The 22,878-nt window shown below is 46.1% G+C and carries 12 protein-coding genes; 4 read left to right on the top strand and 8 right to left on the bottom strand.

Features of this window, described 5'->3' with window-relative positions:
* Positions 1-306 precede the first annotated feature (306 nt).
* From ABDW16_RS29215 to ABDW16_RS29195, 5 genes are all read right to left on the bottom strand, one after another.
* Positions 307-1,638: a vanadium-dependent haloperoxidase gene (locus ABDW16_RS29215; RefSeq protein ID WP_343674770.1), complete on the bottom strand. Its 1,332-nt coding sequence runs from the start codon at positions 1,636-1,638 to the stop codon at positions 307-309.
* 2 nt (positions 1,639-1,640) lie between these two features.
* Complete coding sequence (locus tag ABDW16_RS29210; RefSeq protein WP_343674769.1) at positions 1,641-4,946, bottom strand: VCBS repeat-containing protein; 3,306 nt, start codon at positions 4,944-4,946, stop codon at positions 1,641-1,643.
* A gap of 79 nt (positions 4,947-5,025) precedes the next feature.
* Positions 5,026-6,651 carry a SusD/RagB family nutrient-binding outer membrane lipoprotein gene (locus tag ABDW16_RS29205; RefSeq protein ID WP_343674768.1) on the bottom strand — a complete coding sequence of 542 codons (1,626 nt, stop codon included), beginning with the start codon at positions 6,649-6,651 and terminating at the stop codon, positions 5,026-5,028.
* Positions 6,652-6,659: 8 nt separating this feature from the next.
* The gene (locus tag ABDW16_RS29200; RefSeq protein ID WP_343674767.1) at positions 6,660-9,770 is read right to left on the bottom strand and encodes a SusC/RagA family TonB-linked outer membrane protein; all 3,111 of its coding nucleotides are present in this window, start codon (positions 9,768-9,770) and stop codon (positions 6,660-6,662) included.
* 962 nt (positions 9,771-10,732) lie between these two features.
* Positions 10,733-11,713: a glycoside hydrolase family 43 protein gene (locus ABDW16_RS29195; protein WP_343674765.1), complete on the bottom strand. Its 981-nt coding sequence runs from the start codon at positions 11,711-11,713 to the stop codon at positions 10,733-10,735.
* Positions 11,714-11,864: 151 nt separating this feature from the next.
* Here ABDW16_RS29195 and ABDW16_RS29190 point away from each other — a divergent pair, with 151 nt between their 5' ends.
* The 4 genes from ABDW16_RS29190 to ABDW16_RS29175 all read left to right on the top strand — a co-directional run bounded on the left by ABDW16_RS29190 (position 11,865) and on the right by ABDW16_RS29175 (position 18,994).
* Entirely contained in the window at positions 11,865-12,416 is a 552-nt protein-coding gene (locus ABDW16_RS29190; protein ID WP_343674764.1) for a sigma-70 family RNA polymerase sigma factor, read from the top strand.
* Between the two features lie 159 nt (positions 12,417-12,575).
* Positions 12,576-13,751 (top strand): FecR domain-containing protein, encoded by a 1,176-nt coding sequence (locus tag ABDW16_RS29185; RefSeq protein ID WP_343674763.1) that lies wholly within the window; start codon positions 12,576-12,578, stop codon positions 13,749-13,751.
* A 317-nt stretch (positions 13,752-14,068) separates the two neighbouring features.
* Positions 14,069-17,362 (top strand): SusC/RagA family TonB-linked outer membrane protein, encoded by a 3,294-nt coding sequence (locus ABDW16_RS29180; protein WP_343674762.1) that lies wholly within the window; start codon positions 14,069-14,071, stop codon positions 17,360-17,362.
* A gap of 21 nt (positions 17,363-17,383) precedes the next feature.
* A complete protein-coding gene (locus tag ABDW16_RS29175) occupies positions 17,384-18,994 on the top strand; it encodes a RagB/SusD family nutrient uptake outer membrane protein (protein WP_343674761.1) in 1,611 nt (536 codons plus the stop codon).
* A gap of 95 nt (positions 18,995-19,089) precedes the next feature.
* Here the strand turns inward: ABDW16_RS29175 and ABDW16_RS29170 are convergent, their stop codons facing one another.
* From ABDW16_RS29170 to ABDW16_RS29160, 3 genes are read right to left on the bottom strand one after another with little or no spacing between them, the layout of a single operon-like run.
* The gene (locus ABDW16_RS29170; protein ID WP_343674759.1) at positions 19,090-20,538 is read right to left on the bottom strand and encodes a glycoside hydrolase family 30 beta sandwich domain-containing protein; all 1,449 of its coding nucleotides are present in this window, start codon (positions 20,536-20,538) and stop codon (positions 19,090-19,092) included.
* 34 nt (positions 20,539-20,572) lie between these two features.
* A complete protein-coding gene (locus ABDW16_RS29165) occupies positions 20,573-22,009 on the bottom strand; it encodes a glycoside hydrolase family 30 beta sandwich domain-containing protein (protein ID WP_343674758.1) in 1,437 nt (478 codons plus the stop codon).
* A complete protein-coding gene (locus tag ABDW16_RS29160; protein ID WP_343674757.1) occupies positions 22,006-22,857 on the bottom strand; it encodes a glycoside hydrolase family 16 protein in 852 nt (283 codons plus the stop codon). Before ABDW16_RS29160 ends, ABDW16_RS29165 begins: the two co-directional genes overlap by 4 nt.
* Positions 22,858-22,878: the final 21 nt, after the last annotated feature.

Raw genomic sequence — 22,878 nt, 5'->3', positions numbered from 1 at the left:
GGAAGAGGAGGTCGATGGGGTACTGGCGGAGGAAGGACATGGCTTCGGCGGTGCCGGTGAAGGTTTTCTCCAGGCGGATGTAGTTGAGCTTTTGACAGAAGGTGTCAATTACGGCTAAGGCTGGTGGCTCGTCATCAAGGGCGATGGCTGTCATCATAAAGACAAATATATAAAAATCCGGCTTTAGTGAATTTGCCTTCGGCAAATTCACTAAAGCCGGGAGAGACGTCAGTGGATTTTGCTGACGCAAAATCCACTGGGGTTGAATCAGGTAATGCAAAATTCGCTGGGCCTGAATCAGCTAAATTAATTTTTGGCGACAGGATTGATACCTGCTTTCTTTATTTTTTCAACTACAAACGTTCCTACACGTTTCCCCTGATCCACCCCATTTTCCACTGAATCGCGAAAATGGATACCTCCATAAATACGTGACACCGCTGCTTCCATCGCTGCATTCCAGAAAGATGTAAAATGCCTTGGCGTCAGTTCCCAGAATTCTTCTGAATTATCTGTGTATTCAAAGTTATCTCCAAACAGGTAGGTCAGCATCGTAGCAACAGCAGACGATACGACACTATGCCCGCTTGTATATTCGGGGAATGGTGGTGTTTGCAAATTCGGCTTCCACTTCACATCTATGTACTTGTTGATAAACGCTTCGGGGCGGATACGGTTCGTTGCATACTTTGCATCCCAGCAGCTGATAAAGGCATCCATCATCACGTTGGCCGCCAGCATGTGCACCTGCAAGGTATGATCAAAATCCAGTTTAGCTTTGCGGCTGGCAATACCTGTAATATTCATCCAGTGACCACCGGGTGTGATTTTTTTAAATCCAATCGCCATGTGTCCATAGGTGCTTACCGCAAATGGATTACAATCCCAAAATCCTGCAATCGTCATCTCTTCTTTGGTAGAATGTACCCCATAGTTATATACCTCCATACTTAGCTTGTAAAAGTCACTGGTGGTATCTTTGCTGAAGGCTGTCATCGGCTTTGGCTGGAACTGGGTACAGCTATCGATCACCATAGGACGAATGGTACGCCAGTTTGGCTCTACCGCATCCATGTAAGCCGGAGGTGTAGGATACCAATACCCCTCTCCTTTCAACGGTGTATACCTGCGTAAGGTACTGAGTTTGCCATATCCATCGCCTTTAGACCATTGTACAATCTGCTTTACCACCCCTTCTGCCACCATCACAGAATTCTTAATTATGCTATCAGGCACCTGGTCTTTTTTAAACAGGTCTATCAGCTTTTTTTCATCCTCTGTGAGCATATAACCAGAAGGCAATAACTGCTTACCTGCTTCCAGGATCGCATATACAGCTGCCACTTTGTAATCGTAGGTTCTGCCACTGTCGGGAACTGTAACTGCCGGGTAAGATTTTATAAATGTTGCAGCACCTGACATAGCAGGATTATGCGTTGCCACAATCTGGTAGGCTGCTAATGTTGCATAACTATAAAAGCGTGTGGCCGCCGGCGGATTCACCACATCGTGCATCATCACCATAGAAAGAGAAAAGACTGCCGGCTGTATATAATCGGTAAAGGGCGCCTTGTCATACTGCTGTTGCGCATGCCCCAGCTGACTAACGAGCAACAATCCTAAGATAAGTTTCTTCATACTTATTTTTCTTTATAAAGTGAGACACCTTCATTGTTTACACCAACTACCATAAAGTTTTTACCATTGATGGCAATTTCACCGGCTGACTTTACATCGCCTTTGATACAAATACCGGCTGCAGATTGGTCTACATATGTAAACCCGCCTTTGCCATCACCTTTGAGCAGACAGCCATAACCAGCGTCAAAGCTACCCAGCTTCAGGCGGTTGTCACAATGGTTACCGAGTAGTAACAGGTCTGGCTTACCATCTTCATTGAAGTCGCCTGTCAGTATTTTGTTTACTACTGAGAACTGTGCTTCTACTGGTAATGGGGATACGACAAATTTGCCGTTCCTATTCAGGAGGCACAAGCTACGGGTCTCTGTAACGGTAAGCTTGCCAGCCTTTGCCAGGTCATCAGGCGCCACGATATCTTTCATCGTCGCATCTGAATAGTTTTTGTAAGAAGTGAATTTCTTTCGCATCGGGTAAATCTGGTCGTTCAGTTCATCCCTGCTCACGTATGGATAACTTACTCCCTGGATATAAAAATTCAGGAATGGATCGATGTTGCCATTCTTATCGAAATCTGCATAGTACAGTTCCGCAGGTTCTTTGGGAGAAGCTTTGATCTGTGTATTCAGGCCGAGGTTACCTGCAATGAGGTCGTCGTTGCCATCACCATCCACATCCTTTACTGCCAGGCTAAACCAGAAACCATTTTGTGGCTGATCAAAGTAGTCGGCTGTTTTATCTTTGAAACCATCTGCTTTGTTGATATATACTGACAGTGGCATCATCTCTCCACACACTACCAGGTCTTTACGACCGTCTTTATCCAGGTCTGTCCACTGTGCATCTGTGATCATACCTGTTTTTGCAAAAGGTACATCTGCTACGGTGAATTTTCCTTTCCCGTTATTGATCAGCAGGTAAGACACCGGTGATACCGGGTACTGACCTGGAATGACACGACCACCTACAAAGAGATCAATATCTCCATCATTATCAAAATCACAGGGGCGCACACAGGACTTACTGTTTGCACTTACATCAGGCAGGTTTTCACCCGCTTTTACAAGAATGCCTTTACCATTATTAATAAACAGTTCATCCTGCAACATGGGGGTTTTTGGATCACAATTGAAGTAGCCACCCATTGCCAGGTACAAATCAGGATACCCATCTCCGTTAGCATCGAAGAAGATAGCATCGGATACACAATTTTCAGCTGGGTCTTCCAGCTTCATGTTTTTGTTCATTTCAAAGCTGCCACTACTTAATTGTGTGTAGATGCGGCCGGGCAATTCGCCATTGCCGCTTACATACAGGTCTTCTTTTCCATCTTTATCCACATCTGCCTTTGCAATGACAGGTCCTGTTTTGGAATACATGAATATCATGAGCAGCTGGCGCTTAAAGTCATTCGCCGGCATTTCTTCGTGTTTGTAATTGAGCAGGCCATCAGCTTTGGTGAAGAAAGGTTTTGCCAGGGTAGCAGGTGGTACAACAGCATTCGGCGCATAGTCGACTTTCAGCAACTGATTGGCTGCTACATCCCTCATACGTTGTTCCTTATTGCCGGGCCATACAATCAGCACAGAATCAGCTTTGGTGGCGCTACCCAGGCCAAATAACAATTGTGTGGATACAGCACCCAGGTAGCCTTTGCCAGGATTTACTTCCTGGTATTGCTGCATGCCATTGGTATATACATATACCTTGGCGCCGATGGCCTGGGTATTTTTGCCTTCTCCGTGTAGTTTGAAAGAGAGATAAGGGGTTTTATGCTGTTCCCGCGTCATGTTCTGGTAAATGCCTGCCGGATCATTGATACGGTTCACCACCAGGTCCAGGTCACCGTCGTTATCCAGGTCGGCATATACGGCGCCACTGGATACACCGGGTTGATCGATTCCCCAATCCTGTTGCTTATTGGCAAAGGTGAGGTCATGATTATTGCGGAAGATATAATTCTTTAAGGGTGTGACAGGCATGGCTGTGACCAGGTCCATGAACTTAATGGGTTCGCGCTCCATAGCTTTCTTTACTTTGTAATCGCCCCAATAGCGCAGGAAGTCTTTGTTGGTATAATCCCGCAGGTAGCCATTGGTTACAAAGAGGTCTTTATACCCGTCATTGTCAAAGTCAGCAAAGAGCGGGCACCAGCTCCAGTCTGTATTGGATACGCCTGCCAGCTGACCAATTTCGCTGAAGGTGCCATCGCCATTATTCAGTTGCAGCATATTGCGCATATACTGTTCATAGAGATCCTGTGACTTCATCAGGTCGTGCATCTCGTAGCTCTCTTCCATTTGCAGCAGCTTTTGGCGCTTGTTGTCTTCAGGGAGCATATCGAGGGTAAGCACATCTGGTAATCCATCGTTGTTGTAGTCAGCAATATCTACACCCATAGAAAAGTGAGACAGGTGCTTAAAAGTTTCTTTTGTACGCTCAGCGAACGTACCATCGTGATTGTTGATGTATAGGTAATCAGGTTCGTTGTAGTCGTTGGTCACGTAGATATCTTCCCAGCCATCTTTGTTAATATCAGCTACAGCTACCCCCAGCCCAAAGGTGAGCGGGTTCTGGATGATGCCGGCTTTGAGGGTGATATCAGTGAAGTGGTTGTTATCATTACGATAGAGTTTGTTGCCTGCCAGGGAATCTGTCAGGGCTTTGTACTTCGCAAACTCCATGTTGTCAATCTTGTTGGTGCTGTGGTTGAGCAGGAACATATCCAGGTCGCCATCGTTGTCCATATCAAAGAAGACAGCGTTGGTGCTATAGCCTGGATCGTCGAGGCCATATTCCTTTGCCTTTTCCACAAATTTCATGTTGCCCTGGTTGATAAAGAGCTGGTTACGGCGGGCAGCGTCATCCCGCTTACCGGAGTAGCAGATGTAGATATCGAGGAGGCCATCGCCATTTACGTCGGCCATGGTCACACCTGTCTTCCAGCTATCTGGTTTGCCCCCGACGCCTTTGCCGGCATCTTTGGTAATGTCTTTGAACTGCATGTTGCCCATGTTCTGGTAGAGTGCACCAGGCTGCATGTTTGCTGTGAAATACAGGTCCTGTAATCCATCGTTGTTCAGGTCTCCTACGGCTACACCGGCGCCGTTGTAGAAGTATTCGTATTGCAACACGTTCAACCCTTCTGTTTCATTCAAAGGGTTGGAGAACTTAATGCCGGTAGTTTTGGAAGGTAGTTGCTGGAAAAGATGCTGTTGTGCCTGGATAGCGCAGGGAATGCAGGATGCTATCATGAGAGCCAGCAAGGTGGAATAGCGCATGGGTAAATAGATTTTCAGTGTTCCCATTCTTAAAAGGTGAAAAGTTAATGCGGCAGGTTACCGCATTAACTTTTCTTTATTTAGCTAGTCATGAACAAAAACTTGATCAGGAAGCTGGATCCCACCATACGCGGGATACCCAGGTATCTCCACCGGAAAGATGGCTTACAGCTGTTTTATAGTTTGTGCCATTCAGTGTAGCTTCTGTAACAGGATACAGTTGTCTTCTTGGGATCTGACCACCGGAGAAGTTAGCATCGTACACTACAGGTGTCAATACAGGGTAACCAGAACGGCGCCAGTTGAACCATGTTTCGATGTAGTTGAACTGAATACCGGTAGTAGCCCAGTACTGCTCATTGATCTGTTTCAGAGAAGCAGCAGTAGATGTTACATCCAGCGGATGTAAAGCCACATAAGCAGTAGCAGTAGCAGAAGAGATGGTCAGCGCAGAACCCAGGGTAGCCAGGGAAGTCAGACCAGCTGTGGTACCCGCTGCATAGTGTGTAACAGCAGTACCACCTACATTCCATCCTCTTACAGCAGCTTCGGCCAGCAGTAATTCAGTTTGTGCATATGTGAGCACAAAGATCGGAGAGTTCAGGTTAGTATATACTGAAGCCAGTGGACGGGAGTATTTACCAATTGGTGTTTCGTCAGCACCAGTACCTGTAGAACCAGGGTAATTTGGTTCGTTGGTCACGTCGGTAGGACCACCGTTCAGGTCATAACCATTTGGCAGACCTATCTGTGCAGAGGCAGTGGTGTTACCTGCAGCAGTCGTCTTATTGGCAGCAAGACCAGCCTGGGGAACTTCAGTTACCACGCCTAATCTTGGATCGCTGTTTGTTTTCAGGTAATCGATGAGTGTTTTGCTCCACCTGGTCTGGTACAGGTCAGTACCATATACCCTGGCCTGTGCGTTGTCGTGACCATTGGTGCTTTGTACATTGATGTATGCATCGTCAGCAGAGCTGGTGAATACACCACCTGCCACTGCTTTTTCAGCCCATGTCTGTGCGGTAGTAGGCGCTACTTTGGTGAGGCGCATGGCTGCACGCAGCATCAGGGAGTAAGCGAACTTTTTCCATTTAGTGATATCACCACCGTAATACAGGTCGCCGGTTACCAGTGTTTTGCTGGCATCGAACATACCGATAGCGGTTGTCAGGTCATTGAAGATAGAATTATAAACTTCTTCCTGTGTATCGTAAATAGGCTGTGTAACACCCTGCTTACCCTGGAATGCCTGAGAATAAGGGATATCGCCATATACATCTGTTACCTGCTGCAGGATCATGGCTTTCATGATCATACAGGTTGCAGTGATATTCACTTTGCTTGCATCATCTTTTGTGAGGGCGATGGCTTCTGCTACCAGGTTACCAGCACCGGTGTAGTAGAGGTCTGTGGATCCGTAATCGGTATTCCAGATACGGCCCTGGTAGTCGGATGTACCACTGGTTGCCACGTACTTGTCACCATTAGACAGGTAGTTGGAAGTCAGTGAAGAAGTAGATGCCATGATCTGTGTCCAGAAACCCTCGAACAGAAACATGTTGTACCCCTGAGAGCTAAAAGCATGCTGCGCACTCGTGAGCAGGTAATTCGGATTATACAGATCAGCACTGGTCTGAGTAGGGTCCGTGTTGATCTCGTTGAAGTTTTTGGTACATGAAGCTGATTGCATCAACAAACCAGCCAGACCTATATAAATGAAGTATCTTTTCATGACTTATCTTATTTGAATTTGACATTAACGTTCACACCATAAGTCCTTGCAGAAGGAACACTTGTACCTTCAATACCTGCATAAGTAACCAGTGTGGAGAAACCAGCTTCCGGATCGATGATGCCAGATTTTCTCTTGATAGTCCAGAGGTTACGACCCACCAGGGAAATGTTTACTGAGCGGATCAAAGGAATATTGCCCAGCAATTTCTCTGTCAGGGTATAACCCAGGGTTACCTGACGCAGTTTGATATAGTCGCCATTCAGTACGCTCAGCGGACCAGTGATGTTTCTGCTAAAGATAGCCTGGTAGTAAGCCTGTGAAGTCACAGTCTTTGTATTTGCTGCACCGCTTTCAAGTACACCGGTAGTGATACCGCTTTCACGTCCGTTCAGGGTTTCCTTGTTCAGACCACGATAGATGCTATATGCCTTGGTAGCAGAAATAATCTTGTTACCATAGTTATAATCGATCAGGAAAGACAGGGTGATGTTCTTGTAGCTAAAGTCGTTATTCAAACCACCATACAGGGTAGGCAGTACAGTACCCCATGATTTCAGGTCGCCCTGTACAGGAAGACCACCATCATCTACGATCATGTTGCCTTTACCATCCCATTTGTAGTCATAACCCAGAATCTGAGGACCGGCTTTACCAACCTGGTAAGCAGTGTAAACAGAACCGTGGTTAGGACGGTCAGTACCCAAAGTGATAGTGTTGTTATTATTGTCAGTATGGAGAATTTCGTTCTTAACAGAAGTTAAGTTGAATGATACGTTCCAGTTGAAATCTTTGTTAGTGATTGGAGTACCGTTGATCAACACTTCCAGACCTTTGTTCATGGTGCTACCAGTTGGTACATAACCAGCGTTGTAACCGGTAGACAAGCTGAAGTTAGCACTCATGATTTCATTTTTGGTCTTGCGGTGGAAGTAAGCAACATCCAGACCTAACCTGTTGTCAAACCATTTCAGTTCAGCACCTACTTCAAATTCTGTTACTGTGAATGGTTTCAGCAGACCAGAAGGCAGTGTATTGCTAAAGCGGCCGGTTGGTGTACCATTGATAGTGCTTTCCAGGCCGTAGTATACCATTGTCTGGTATGGTTTCACAGGCTCACCACTTGTTTGTGCATAGCTGGCACGGATCTTACCATAGCTCATTTTAGGCAGCTTAGTCAGTTCAGAGAACACGAAGCTACCAGATACTGATGGTGTGAAGATACCTACCTGGCTATTAGGAATACCGGTACCTGCCAGCGTAGAGAAGGCATCGTAACGACCGGTAGTGCTCAGGTTCAGGTATGTCTTCCAGTTTAAGTCAACTGAATAGTAACCTGAGTGAGATTCCTTCTTGGTATAAGCATAAGACCTGTTAAAGGTATATACGTTAGTAGGAGTATACAGGTAGTTTACGATGAAAGGACTACCGCTGATAGTAATGTTTTCAGTATTATTCTTGAGGATGTTAGCACCCACTACACCACTGATCACCAGGTCTTTTGTAATGTTCTTGTTGCTTACGCCTACGAAAACATCACCGTTGAGCTGATAAGCAGAAGGCGTTTGCAGGTTGTAGCTACCAGTCTGGTTACTATAGTTACTGTTCTTGGTATAGTCAGTACCGGTCGGCTCAATTTTCAGGATGCGGTCATTCTCGTTATCGTAACCAACACGACCGCTGGCGTATAACCAGTCAGTCAGGTTATATTTAACAGTTACAGCAGAGATCAGACGTTTACGACCGATATTGTTGATGTAACGGTTGATAACGAACCATGGGTTGGTTACATAGTTATCATCTGTCCAGAGTATTTCGGCACCATTGGCATCATAACCTGGATCGAGGATTTTTTCATTAATGTTGTTTGCGATGAACAAACCGTTGTTTACGTTCAGCGGACCGTCAGACAGCTGAGGTTTGTTTTTCTGCAGCTCATCGATGTAGTTAGCCATTACCTTCACGTTCAGCTTGCTCGTGATATTCTGGTCAACGTTTAAGTTAACAGATTTTCTGTTCAGGCCAGAGTTACGAACGATTGACTGGTTGTCCAGGTTGGACAGTGACAAGCGGAAAGTTCCTTTATCACCACCGGCAGACATAGACACGGTGTTAGTGAAGGTAGGACCAGAGCGGTAGAAATTCTTGATATTATCTTTGTACGCAGTGTATGCATATGATTTACCATCGAACTGGGTGAAGGTAGAACCATCCAGTTTAGCACCCCAGCTAAAGCGGGTAGTACCTTGTGCATCAGAAGCGTTGTTAGGTTTGGAACCACCTGTACCCTGACCATAAGTATACTGCCAGTCGGAGTAATCAATCGCTTTGTCGATTGAATAGTTCATATTATAGTCAACAGAGAAAGTACCTTTTTTACCGGATTTGGTAGTGATGAGGATCACACCATTTGCAGCACGGGCACCGTACAATGCGGATGCAGCCTGACCTTTCAGCACTGTCATATCTTCGATATCGTCAGGGTTGAGGTTTCCGATACCATCACCGGCATCAGCACCACCCCACTCACCTGCAGCACCACGCTGTGTATTGTCCATTGGCACACCGTTGATGACGAACAGTGGCGCTCCACCAGAGTTCATACTAGGCATACCGCGCAGCAGGATACGTGCAGAAGAACCAGGACCACCACTGGAACCGTGTACATTCACACCAGAAACACGACCACCCAGGGAGAGTGCAACGTTTGTTTCACGTGCTTTTGTCATCAACTCACCGCCCACTTTAGCAACGGAGTAACCTAACTTTGAGTTATCTTTTGCGATACCCAACGCCGTTACCACCAGTTCGCCCAATTGTGTTGCAGATTCTTCGAGAGTGACAGCTACAGAGCTCTGTCCTGCTGTTACTTCGATAGTTTTTGTAGTATAACCGACTAATGAAAATTGGAGTTGAAAAGTGCCATCTGGTACTTTCAATGAGAAGGAACCATCTGCACCAGAAATGGTTGCAACGTTCTTTCCTTTAACCAGTACAGTTGCAGTGGGTAGACCCGCTCCGGATTTGCTATCCTTCACACTCCCAGTTAACTGTCTTGTTTGTGCGAAAGCTACCGTTGAAAGCAGCATCGCGATGACCAGCAAACGAAGTTGTCTCATTATCGATTTAGTTTTTGGTTAGGTAATAAATGAGTGGTGTACACTCCTTTTTCAGACTGATAACGGGCTTGTGGCTCCGTTTTGGTTCTACATTTCATTTTGGTTTCTGTATAAAATTTTCGTTTTAGAAAATAAGTGGTGGGCTCGCCTTCTTTCAAGGCAAGAGAAATACATCTACCACATGTGGATAGGAATTGAAGATGACGTTATGTAATGTTGTAACTACCGGTTAGCGTGCATGACAGTACAATTGCTACATGTACGCGCACAGCACGGCTGGTAGTTTAAAAAACCACAGAAGAAATTTTTTGATTAATTAAGAATGCTTGTTCATTGTTACGTTGTTAGATCTGATCAGCTACATGTTCTCCCCTTGAATACTCCTTGCAATTGGCCCTCGTTCAATAGTATTTCTACAGTCAATAGTTTAGAGGGCAATTCTGGTTGTTGTTGTGTTTCACTGTTACTGTTGTTCTACATTTTAAAATGACAAGTCTTAAAATGACGACACTAATTTTTTTTACTTACAACTAATATATAATTACCGTTTTTCACACCTTTCATTTCTCACTGTTTTTCACGACGGTAGCTTTTCATTTTTACGTTGAAGATTTCATTTTACTCACGACGCTGATTCTGGTTCCAAAGTACACAAATTTTAACATTTCATACAATCACCAAGAAGTTGTACATAATTATCACCATTTGCGCGGTTATACAAATACTATTTTACCAAACTCTGACTGTATGTAAACCGTTTTAGCAAAACAGTGGCTATAAAGGTATTTCGAACGCTTGAAACCCCTGTAAAATTCCAAATTATGGAATACATGGTAACAAAAAGGGGATACAAAAAGTACCCCCTTTTTATAAGCGTAACTCTTTGTAAACGTTTGCCTTAATTTTATAACAATTAAAATTTGGCAATGTTTACTGAGTATTGAACTTCCTTTCAGGTTGTTTTATTTTAACTTATCTACCCTTACGCCTTCTTTCGTAATTTTTACAGGTACAATTTTGCCTGTTGCGTCAAAGTGCATTTCGTCGATGCAGACTACGCGGTTATTGGCAGCGGTTTCTGTAAGGGGGCGACGGTGGTAAACGATGTACCATCTATCGGTATTGGGTACGTTGATCACGGAGTGGTGACCAGCACCGGTAGCTACGGCAGTATCCTGCTGTAAGATCTTGCCAATGCGCTGCCAGGGACCCATAGGACTATCGGCGATCGCGTAGGCTACACTATAGTCGGGGCCGCCCCAGCCACCTTCGGACCACATAAAATAATACTTACCATTGCGAATGAACATAAAGGGACCTTCTACGTACCCTTTGGGGGTAATCTCTTTGAAGGTCTGACCATCGGCGAAAGGTTCTATACCTGTGAAATCGGATTTTAAGCGGGCAATATTACAGTGTTGCCAGCCACCGTAGACGATGTAGTACTGACCATCTTTGTCGTGAAATACGAACTGATCGATGGGCTGAGCGCCATTGTAAAATTTGTCAATGAGTGGTTTACCGAGGTAATCTTTGTATGGACCTCCGGGATTGTCGGCAACGGCTACGCCAATACCACCTTCCTGGTTATCGTTCTGGATGTCGTTGGCACCGAAAAAGAAGAAGTACTTTCCGTCTTTTTTGACGATGGCAGGTGCCCACATGGCACGGTTGGCCCATTTTACACGCGAAGAATCCAATACATCCGGGTGTTTCTTCCAGGTGACGAGGTCAGCGGAAGAATAAGCATCGAAGAAGACCTGCTTTTCGTATTTGTCGGAATAAGTGGGAAAGATCCAGTATTCTTTTCCGAATACGGCGGCTTCCGGATCGGCATACCAACCCTGGATGATCGGGTTGCCGGAGGTTTTTGGTTTTTTCTGAGCAAATAATGGGTTGCCGAGGGCAATAGCCCCGAGTAATAACGTGATAGCCTTTCTCATAGTAAGTTGATTCCTGTTTAAAAACACAAGATAGGCGTTTTATCTTTTTCCCGAGGCGCCCCTGAAAAGCTCATATTAAATAAATATTTGGGCATATAAGGGGTAACTTCCTAATTTTAGCGGGGAATTACAGCATTCAAACGATTGAATTTTGCAAGATTCATTCACACAGGCAGAAAGGGAATTATTACAGCAGATAGGAGAAGGAAGCCAGTCTGCTTATACACTTGTCTTTAACCAGTACAGTAAACAGGTGTTTGATGTGGCTATGCTTTATCTTAAAGACAACCTGGCAGCACGGGAAGTGGTGCAGGAGGTTTTCCTGAAGATCTGGCTAAAGAGAGAAGTTTTGCCTGAAGTAAAAGACTTTTCTGACTATTTATTTATACTGACGAGGAACCATGTGTTTGATGGGTTTAAGAAGCAGGCTGTGAGGATAAAGGCGTATGAGCAGCTGTATCACCAGCAGGTGGAGATGGTGAATGATACGGATTACAGGGTGAAAGAGCGGGAGTATGCAGGCATTGTGGAAAGGGCGATTGCGGCTTTGCCGCCGGAGCGGAAGAAGGTGTATATCGCCAGGAAGGAGGGGTTTAGTAATGAAGAGATCTCTAATAAGTTCAATATATCCATCCATACCGTAAAGAAACAGATGCAGATCGCAGTGCAGACGGTAAGGAATTTTGTTAAGAAAAGTATTTAATGCGAAAACGCGCTTCCGCCTCCGGCAGAAGCGCGTTTTCGCTTGGAGAGAAAGGCCTGCGGCCGGCTCCAGAAGCGTTTAACCTGCCACACCGAAAAAAAAGTTATTTTTTTTCCTTCCTGGATACTCCTTTTATTTTCCATCATCGTCTTTACCATTATGACAGCACAGGAATTAAAACTCTTGCTTGATAAGTATAAGCAGAATGACATCACTCCCGATGAAAAAAATCGTCTTTTCTCCGCTATTAATAGTGGAGAACATGATGAGCTGCTCCGTGCCGACATTCTTGATTCCTTAAAAAGTGATGTACCCGGTGCCGATTGGGACCAGGAAGATCATACTGCTATGCTCGAAGCCATTTTTCAGGCGGATCAGCCTGAGCCATTGGCTGTTGTCAAAAGCAAACGTCGTTTTTACCTGTATGCCGCAGCTGCTGTAACTGCCGGTATTATACTGACCGCCAGTCTTTTATATAAGAAAGAGACTGAAAGACCCCCTACCCTGGTCAAAACCCAGGTGCTGGCTCCCGGCTCCAACAAAGCTATGCTGACCCTCGCTGATGGTACTCAGATTCCACTGGACAGCGCTGTCAATGGCGCCCTGGCCCAACAAGGTAACACCCGGATCAATAATGCCAACGGTAACCTGAGTTACCAGGCAAACGGCGGTAGTGAGGTGATGTACAACACCGTCACTACCCCTCATGGTGGCCAATACCAGCTCACACTGGCCGATGGTAGTAAGGTATGGCTCAATGCCGCCAGCAGTATACGTTTCCCTACCGCCTTTGTGGGAGAGGAAAGACAGGTCAGCATCACAGGCGAGGCGTATTTCGAAATCGCTCCGCAGTCTGACCACCCGTTTTTTGTACAGGTGAAAGCTGCTGATAAGGATATGACCGTGAAAGTACTGGGAACGAGTTTCAATATCATGGCCTACGCCGATGAGCAAACTGTGAAGACTACCCTGGTAGAAGGCGCTGTGCAGGTAGCACACGGAAACCAGAAAAATATACTGAAGCCCGGACTGGAAGCCAGCCTGGCAGACAACACCTTTGTAATCGCTCCCGCAGACCTGGAACAGACCCTTGCCTGGAAAGACGGTAAGTTCCGCTTCAGGAGCACTAATATCAAAACCATCATGCGTCAGCTATCCAGGTGGTATGATATGGATGTGGCCTACAATGGTGATGTATCTGACATTGACCTGACAGGAGTGATCTCCCGCAGGGAAGATGCCGGTAAACTGCTCAAGGCCCTCGAAGCTACCCAAAGGGTTCATTTTGAGGTAAATGGCCACAATGTGACCGTTTCACCTGCCACGTTGCATTAATCAATCCCGTTAAAAAGGGGGGATATATATTTTGTCATTTTAAAAATAATTCCGTTATGACCACGTAGAGACTGTCACCATAGGTGAACAATTCAAAAAAGGTACCCAGGTTATTACATGACGCTGCCACGTCTGACATAAAAAAACCGGGCCCGACTGCCATCGGGACCCGGCAACATGGCTACCAATTTCTCTTTGACTCAAGAAAAATTTGATTTACTAAAAAGCCAGGAAACAAAAGTATGGAACTATGCGCTTCATGCAAAACTCCCTCCCGCGGAGGAGTGAGTCTTTTGCACAGAAAATTGTTGTTAGTTATGAAATTAACTGCCATTTTAACGCTGGTATTTACACTCCAGCTATCTGCTAAAACCTATTCCCAAACCGTTAGTATTTCCGGAAGACACCTTTCCCTGTATGAGGTGTTCAACGCCATCAGCAAGCAAACGGGCTATGAATTTGTATACGATGCCAAATTGCTGGAAGGCAAAGGGCCTATTAATATCAATGCTCAGGGACAACCCCTCACTGACGTGCTGGACAAGTGCCTGAATGATAAAGCATTGACTTATTCTATTGTGGACAAGATCATCGTGATCAGTCCTAAGAAAGCTCCCCGGGAAGTCGCTCCTGCGCCCATTCCTGCCGCTACTGTCACTGGTACTGTTACTGACTCTGCTGGTCATCCGCTTCAGAATGTAAGTATCCAGGTAAAAGGTACCACCAGGGGTGCGATGACTGATGCCGGCGGTAACTTTACGCTGGAAGCCCAGCCTACAGACGTACTGGTGATCAGCTACATCGGCTTTGACAAACAGGAAGTAACCGTAGGTAACAATACCACGCTGACTATCAAACTCGCTGAAAGCAATAAACAGCTGGGTACTGTAGTCGTTACTGCATTGGGTATCAAACGCTCTGAGAAATCTATCACCTATACGACCCAACAGGTGAGCGGTGTGGAATTGACCAAAGCCAAAGATCCTAACCTGATGAACTCCCTGAACGGTAAAGTAGCAGGTATGAATATCTCTTCCAGCTCTTCCGGTGTGGGTGGTTCTGTAAAAGTAATCATGCGTGGTAACAAATCAGGGCTGGGTAATAACCAGGCGCTGTACGTAATTGATGGTGTGCCGATGAACAATACTATCAGCAACCAGCCAAACAGTGCTTATGGTGGCAGCACCGCCTACGATGGTGGGGACCCCATCTCTAACATGAACCCTGAGGATATTGAAAGCATCAACTTCCTGAAAGGTGCTTCTGCAGCTGCGCTGTATGGTAGCCAGGGTGCAAACGGGGTGGTGGTGATCACTACCAAGAGTGGTAAATCTGGTCGTACCGTGATCAACTACTCTGCTGGCCTGAACCTGAGCAAAGCCGCTTACAAGCCCGAATTCCAGAATAATTATGGTCAGACCAGTGCCGGCAATACACAGAGCTGGGGTTCAAAACTGAGCACTCCTGCCCACGATAACCTGGATGAGTTCTACCAGACTGGTAATAATATTACCAACGCTATCAGCCTTTCCGGTGGTACTGACAAGGCACAGACTTATTTTTCTTATGCCAATACCAGCGCAAGAGGTATTCAGCCTAACAATAAACTGGGCCGTAACAACATCAGCTTTAAAGAAACAGGTCACTTCCTGAATGATAAGCTGACCGCTGAAGCTGATGTAAACTACATCACCCAGCAGATTGACAATACGCCACTCTCTGGTTTGTACTACAACCCGCTGACTGGCTTATACCTCTTTCCCCGTGGTACTGACATCCTGCCTTATAAAAATAACTTTGAAGTGGCCAACCCTTCCAGGAATAACCTGATGACGCAGAACTGGCCTTTCAATGAGGATGTACAGCAGAACCCATGGTGGATCATTAACCGTAATCCAAACCAACTGGACAGAAATCGTATTCTGCTGAACGCCAGCCTGAAATATGAAGTGAACAAATGGTTGAACATCCAGGCAAGGGGAAGCATTGACAGGATCAACGATGTGTACGATCAGAAAGTATATGCAGGTACCAGCACTTACCTTGCACCTGCAAATGGTGCATGGATCTACCAGAACCTGACTACCAATCAGCAGTATGGTGACCTGTTGGCCAACTTCAACGTTCCTATCAACCAGGACTTTCGTGTAACTGGTGTGGTGGGTGGTGCTATCCGCGACGTGAAGAGCAATGGTGAAAAATTTAATTCCGGCCAGGAAGGTCTCGCTATTCCAAACATCTTCACTCTGCAGAACTTCAAATCAATCAACGGTGCCAACACCGGTACCCTGCAGGAAAATCACAGCCAGTTCCAGTCTGTATTCGGTAGTGCCAACTTCTCTTATAAAGATTGGGTTTACCTGGATCTGACTGCACGTAACGACTGGTCATCCAACCTGGCTTATACGCCGACTTTGTCTTATTTCTATCCATCTGCCGGTCTTAATGTCATTCTGAGTTCGATTACCCAATTACCATCCTGGATCAGCTTTGCTAAAGTGCGTGGATCCTTTGCACAGGTTGGTAACTCTCCACTGGCTTACCAGTCATACCCGGCATTGTATACCATTGGTGCAGGCGGTACACCGGTTGCTAACAACGTAGCTCCTTTCACTGATCTGAAACCAGAGAAAACCAATTCACTGGAATTAGGTACTGAGTGGCGCTTCTTTGGCAACAGACTGAGTGTGGACCTGACTTATTATAAGACCAATACCAAGAACCAGACTTTGCAGATTGCTGCGAGCCAGGCTTCTTACTATGATTCTTATTATATCAATGCTGGTAACATCCAGAACCAGGGTGTGGAAGCAGTAGTTCGTTACGATGTATTCCGTGACAGCAAAGTTACCTGGAATACCGGGATCAACTTCTCCTTCAATAACAACAAGATCAAGGAACTGGCTGACGGTGTAGATTACTTTACACTGAGCGGAGCCTCAGGTTCTAACTATGCTTCCAAATTTGCTGTAGGTGGTTCTTTTGGCGACATCTATGGTACTGTACTGAAACATGATGCGCAGGGCAGAGTGATGATCGATGCCAACGGTACGCCTATCAAGCAGACCGGCGACATGGTATACCTGGGTAATGCTAACACCAGGTGGCAGCTGGGCTGGAACAACAGCGTAGGTTATAAAAACTTCACCCTGTCTGCACTGATTGATGGCAAATTTGGTGGTAAGGTAATGTCTGTAACACAGTCTATGATGGACCAGTACGGTGTATCTAAAGTTACAGGCGATGCGAGGGATGCAGGTGGTGTGAAAGTAAATGGTGTAGATCCTTCCGGCAATGCTGTGAGCACTGTTGATGCTAAAACCTGGTATTCCACCATCGGTGGCCGTGAGGCTGTATCTGGTGAATATATGTACAATGCGACGACTGTTCGCTTGCGTGAGGTAGCGATAGGCTATACGGTGCCTCTGAAAGATAAAGTGATCAGGGCACTGAAGTTCTCCCTGTCAGGTCGTAACCTGATCTACTTCTACAGGAAAGCACCGTTTGATCCTGAGCTGACTATGTCTACAGCAAATGGTCTGTCCGGTGTGGACATCTTTATGCCGCCAGCGCTGCGTAGCTATGGTCTGACGTTGAATGCTACTTTCTAACAGTAAAAACTGATCGAAAAAATGAAACGCTACTATATAATTGTTGCGGTGCTTCTACTGGGAGCTACTGCGTGTACGAAGAACTTTGAGAAATATAATACAGATAATACGGGTGTTTCCAACGGACAGCTGAGCCCAGACTTCAATGACCTTGGATCTTACCTGACAAGGGCACAACGCTCTATCCTGAACTTTTCAGGTGGTGGCGACCCGAACTCTTACCAGGTGCAGCAGAACCTGAATGCTGACTGTTTTTCCGGTTATTTCATGTCATCTAACCCATTCAACGGTGGTATCAACAATACCAACTATTATATGATGACAGGCTGGAACGGGGAGGCTTTCAAAGTAGGATACCTGAATGTAATGGCTCCTATCCAGAAACTGCGTCAGAATGGTTATGATACGTTGTATCCATCTGTATGGGCGGTAGCTAAGATCATCCAGGTGGCTGCTATGAGCCGTGTGACTGACATCTACGGACCTATTCCTTACAGCCAGGCGGGTAGTGATAAAACCAACCTTCCTTACGATAGCCAGGAAGAGATTTACAAACGCTTTTTCCTGGAGCTGGATACTGCTACTACTAACCTGCAGCACTACCTGGCGGCGGCGGATACCCTGCCATTTACTTTTGCCAACTTTGACCTGGTATACAGCGGCAACTTTACCAAATGGTTACAGTTTGCCAACTCCCTGCGCCTGCGCCTGGCTATGCACATTGTAAAAGCGGATGCCACAACTGCACAGGCACAGGCTGAGAAAGCACTGAATTCCGCGAATGGTGATGTGATCACGGCTAACAGTGGTAATGCAACTGTGACACTGAGTGGTAGCTTTACTAACCCGCTCGTATATATTACTGAGAACTGGGGGGATATTCGCATGGGTGCTGATATCGGTGTGTACCTGAATGGGTACAATGACCCGCGCATCAGCAAGTATATGGATAAGGCGACAGACGATGCAGTGTCTGGTCAGTACATTGGTATCAGGTTGGGTAGCATTACCAGCGCGAATACCAAGAGTGATTACCTGGATTATTCTTCACTGAACTACAAGGATGGCAGTCCTTCTTTCACCCTGACTACACCTGTGCAGATTATGACGGCTGCTGAGGTTTACTTTCTGAGAGCAGAAGCTGCGGTGCGCGGCTGGGCAAATGCAGGTGGTACTGCACAAGAGCTGTACAATGAGGGTATTACTACTTCTATGACACAGTGGGGTGCTACTATTGGGAATTATCTTGAGGATGCCACCAGTACGCCTGCGGCATATGTGGATCCTAAGAATAGTGAGAATGATGCGGATGCACCTTCAACTATTACTATTAAGTGGGATGATGCGGCTACGACGGATGTGAAGATGGAAAGGATTATTACACAGAAGTGGATTGCGATGTTCCCTGAGGGCCAGGAAGCATGGACTGAGCATAGAAGAACTGGTTATCCTAAGATGTTCCCGGTGGTGCATAACCAGAGTGCGGGGGTGGTGAATGATACGTTGGGAGTGAGGAGATTGCCTTATCCACAGCAGGAGTATAATACGAATGCTACGGAGTTGCAGAAGGGGATTAGTTTGTTAGGTGGGAGTGATAATGCAGCGACGCGGTTGTGGTGGGATAAGAATTAACAGTTGAACCTTTTGATCCGTTCGCTTCGCGAACGGATCAAAAGGTTTTGGTCTTATAGCGCTTGCCGGATGGCAAGCGCTATAAGACTTGTTTTTTAATTGATTACTATGGTTTCAATTGAGTGTGGTAAGCTCTTTACATCTGTACCATTCCCCTTTATCCACAACTTATATTTTAACTCCTTCTCACTTGTATTCAACACCACCACTACCATTTTGCCATCTTTATTTACAAAAGCAGTGGTCTGCAGGTCAGTTCTGTTAGAAGAAGCGACGATGCGTTTTGCACCCGGACGAATGAATTTAGAGAAATGCCCTAAGTAATAATAAGAATTAGTGTAAGTAAGTGCTCCTGTTTTAGTATCTGCATGCACAGGTGCAAAACAGAGATTACCTACATGGTTAGGACCGCCTGTTTCATCCAGCAGTACATTCCAGTCTGTCCAGGCAACTGTACCATTATTGAAATCATTCAATAAAGATGTGCCATAACGTTCACCCAGTGCCCAGTCATTTACTTTTTCAGATTTGAATGCCTCTACACAACCTTCTGTGAAGATGAGGTTCTTACCAGGAAACGCTTCATATACTCTACGAACATTATCAAACTCCATGGTGCTACCTGTCCATGTTTCGTACCAGTGGTAACCAATACCCCATACATACTTTGCAGCTGCCGGGTCTTCGAGAATCGTGCTGGCACGCTGATAGATCTGGTCACGGTTATGATCCCATGCAATGAGTTTTTTAGTACTCAGCCCGGCACGCTGTAAGGTGGGGCCTAAATAATACTTAATGAAATCTCTTTCTTCTTCCGCAGTAAAGTTGCAGGACTCCCAGATTTGTTTTGCCATCGGTTCGTTCTGCACGCTTAATCCCCATACCGGGATACCGAGCGATTCGTAGGCCCTGATGAACTTTACATAGTAGTTAGCCCAGGACTGGTAGTAACGGGGCAGGAGTTTACCACCATGCAGCATGCTACCATTATCTTTCATGAATGCCGGCGGGCTCCATGGACTTGCAAAGAGCGTGAGCTTGCCACCTGCGGCCGCAATGGCAGCTTTGATAAATGGCACGCGGTAAGTGAGATCATGCTTTACATTAAATGTCTTCAACGCACTATCTCCTTCCTCAATATATATATAGCTATCGCTGGAAAAATCGCAGCTATGAATATTAGTACGTGCCAGTGTATAGCCAATACCGTTTACGGGATCAAAGTAAGCTTTCAGGAGTTCCGCCTGCTTATCTTTCGGGAGCTTCGCAAACACTTCTGCCGAAGCATCTGTGAGTGCACCACCAATACCGGTCATGGTCTGGAAGGTTTTTGCAGGATCTACAAAGATGCAGACTTCCGTTTCGAACGGTTGCCTGGCGGGTGTAAATGATAACTTGTCCGTAGCTGACATTCTTAACTGTGTACCTGCGGCTGTAGTGTAAACGGTCACTGTTTTGCGGGAAAGCGTATCTCCCGGTTGAGGACCTTTTGCATAGCCGGCATAAGATGCCAGCAACAGCCCAGCCAAAATTGCTCTTTTCATTTGTTTAATTATTACCAGTTTAAACGTGTTCATCTTACCAGATATAGGTACCTACAGCACCATTCGTCAATGTAGGAGTAACGACTTTGCCATTGAACTGGATGTTGAATGATTGGGGAGCGCTGGCATTATTGATCACAATTAATACTCTTTTCCCATCCGGCGTTTTGAACGCCACATTGTCCAGCTGGCTGGTGACATTAGTAGCAATCCTCGTGGAACCGGGTCTTACGAACTTTGCAGCATGTGCTATAATATAATAAGATACGTTCCTTGTAACGTCGGCACTGATGGTGAGTGCTCCCATACAGGTGCTACAACCGCCATCAGTATGTGGATTATAATTAGGATCGGACGCCAGGTTCCATTCCAACACATTCCGGCTCCAGTTGCGGGTTGCGCCGATGATGAGATTTGTTATATGCCATTGCAGATTAGAAGCAAAATCACCTGGGGCACCTACCCATTGCTCTGTAAAGTAGACATTTTTATCGGGAAATGCATTATGCACCTGTGTCAATGCACTGATATCACCACCATACAGGTGAAATGCGGATCCGTCTACATATTGTTTTGCATCCGCATCCTGTAGTACTGTGGCCGGATAATCGGGTCTGTCTGCATTGTGATCGTAGGCGATGATTTTCGTCATAATGCCTGCTGATTTAAATGCCGGGCCTAATGCGGACTTAATAAATGTTGCCTGTTCAGCAGCCTGCATGACCATGCTTGGATTGTTGCCACCATGCAAAGGTTCGTTCTGCGGGGTAATGGCATCGATGATGATGCCTTCTGCTTTCATGGCCTGAATGTATTTTACAAAGTACTGTGCATAGGTAGCGTAGTATTCAGGTTTGAGGCTACCGCCTACAAAGCCGCCATTATCTTTCATCCACACGGGTGCTGACCAGGGAGAACCGAGTATTTTAATATTCGGTGCAATAGCGATAATCTTTTTCAATACAGGTATCAGATCGGTTTGTTCCTTGCTGATGCTGAAGTGGTCAAGGTTTACATCCGTCTGACCAGTTGGCATATCATCATAGGTGAAAGGTGCAGCACTGAGGTCAGAAGCACCGATGCTGATGCGGAGATAACTAACGCCGATGCAGCCACTGTCTGTAGCAAACAGTTCTTTGAGCAGGGCATCCTGGGTAGCGGCAGGTAATTTATTAATGAGTGTGGCACTACCACCTGTGAGGCAGTAGCCAAAACCATCTACAGACTGGTAAGTGGTACCCTCTTCCACCTTGATAGTCGGGTATACATTGACAGTATCTTTAAAAAGCAGGCTAACATTTTGCCGGGTCAAGAGTACACTTTTATCGGCTTTGGTGAGCCAAAAAGTGACGTCGGTGGGCACTTCGCCTGTAGTAGGTGGATCGGTGATGATGGTCGTGGTATCATTGCTGTCTCCCTTGCAACTGGCAAAGCAGCAGAGCAGGGAGAGAAATATATGACTTAGTCTCATTTACTTTTCATTTTATATACCCTTACATAGTCGACTTCCATGGTTGTGGGGAAGATGCTATCGTCTACACCCTGAGCGCCGCCCCAGTCACCGCCTATAGCGAGGTTCAGGAGGAGGTGGAAGCGCTTGTCGAATGGCCATACGGTGTAGCCTTTTCCTTCGTTTGCAAACTGGAATACGAGCATGTCGTCGATATATCCCCTGAGGGCATATGGTGTCCAGTCCAGCCTGTAAAGGTGGAATGCAGTGGTGACATTGTCGACCTTTTTCGTACTTGTTTTCTGGGTATTTATTTTGAAATAATAAGCTTCTGTATGGGCGCTGATGTGCACATTGCCGGGGTCGTAACCCACATGTTCCATGATGTCGATTTCGCCTGATTTAGGCCAGTCGCCATATGCCCAGTCAGTAGACAACATCCAGATGGCAGGCCAGGTTCCTTTGCCGGCGGGGAGTTTTGCTTTGATTTCAAAACGGCCATACAGCCAGTCGCCTTTGTTGGTGGTGACCATCCTGGCGGAGGTGTAGTTCCTGTTTTCTTTGGTTTCTTTCCTGGCAGTGATGCTCAGTACACCGTTTGCCACGCTGGCATTGTCGGTACTATTAGTATAATATTCCAGTTCATTGTTACCCCAGCCACTGCCACCCAGATCGTAGCCCCATTTATTGGGGTCGGGAGCGCCGGTGTATTCGAATTCATCTGCCCAGGTGGGGGTGGATTCGAAAGTCCAGCCGCTGTCTACGGGGGAGGTGGGGGTAACGGGGCCGGTGGAGGTAGTGTCGGTGCCACCTTTGCCGGAGCAGGAGGTGAAGATGAGTAGGAAAAGAGGGAGGAATCTTGCGAGCATAAGCTTAAATTTTTATTACCG

Source organism: Chitinophaga sp. (assembly GCF_039596135.1).
GTDB lineage: Bacteria > Bacteroidota > Bacteroidia > Chitinophagales > Chitinophagaceae > Chitinophaga.
The sequence above is the reverse complement of the archived record's forward strand: the minus strand, read 5'-3'. Positions and strand labels throughout refer to the sequence as shown.

Bases quoted from the DNA above. Each gene is read 5' to 3' on its own strand.
- ABDW16_RS29170 (WP_343674759.1), bottom strand. From the start codon at position 20,538: ATGAAAAGAGCAATTTTGGCTGGGCTGTTGCTGGCATCTTATGCCGGC.
- ABDW16_RS29215 (WP_343674770.1), bottom strand. From the start codon at position 1,638: ATGAAGAAACTTATCTTAGGATTGTTGCTCGTTAGTCAGCTGGGGCAT.
- ABDW16_RS29165 (WP_343674758.1), bottom strand. From the start codon at position 22,009: ATGAGACTAAGTCATATATTTCTCTCCCTGCTCTGCTGCTTTGCCAGT.
- ABDW16_RS29205 (WP_343674768.1), bottom strand. From the start codon at position 6,651: ATGAAAAGATACTTCATTTATATAGGTCTGGCTGGTTTGTTGATGCAA.
- ABDW16_RS29210 (WP_343674769.1), bottom strand. From the start codon at position 4,946: ATGGGAACACTGAAAATCTATTTACCCATGCGCTATTCCACCTTGCTG.
- ABDW16_RS29200 (WP_343674767.1), bottom strand. From the start codon at position 9,770: ATGAGACAACTTCGTTTGCTGGTCATCGCGATGCTGCTTTCAACGGTA.
- ABDW16_RS29195 (WP_343674765.1), bottom strand. From the start codon at position 11,713: ATGAGAAAGGCTATCACGTTATTACTCGGGGCTATTGCCCTCGGCAAC.
- ABDW16_RS29160 (WP_343674757.1), bottom strand. From the start codon at position 22,857: ATGCTCGCAAGATTCCTCCCTCTTTTCCTACTCATCTTCACCTCCTGC.
- ABDW16_RS29175 (WP_343674761.1), top strand. From the start codon at position 17,384: ATGAAACGCTACTATATAATTGTTGCGGTGCTTCTACTGGGAGCTACT.
- ABDW16_RS29180 (WP_343674762.1), top strand. From the start codon at position 14,069: ATGAAATTAACTGCCATTTTAACGCTGGTATTTACACTCCAGCTATCT.
- ABDW16_RS29185 (WP_343674763.1), top strand. From the start codon at position 12,576: ATGACAGCACAGGAATTAAAACTCTTGCTTGATAAGTATAAGCAGAAT.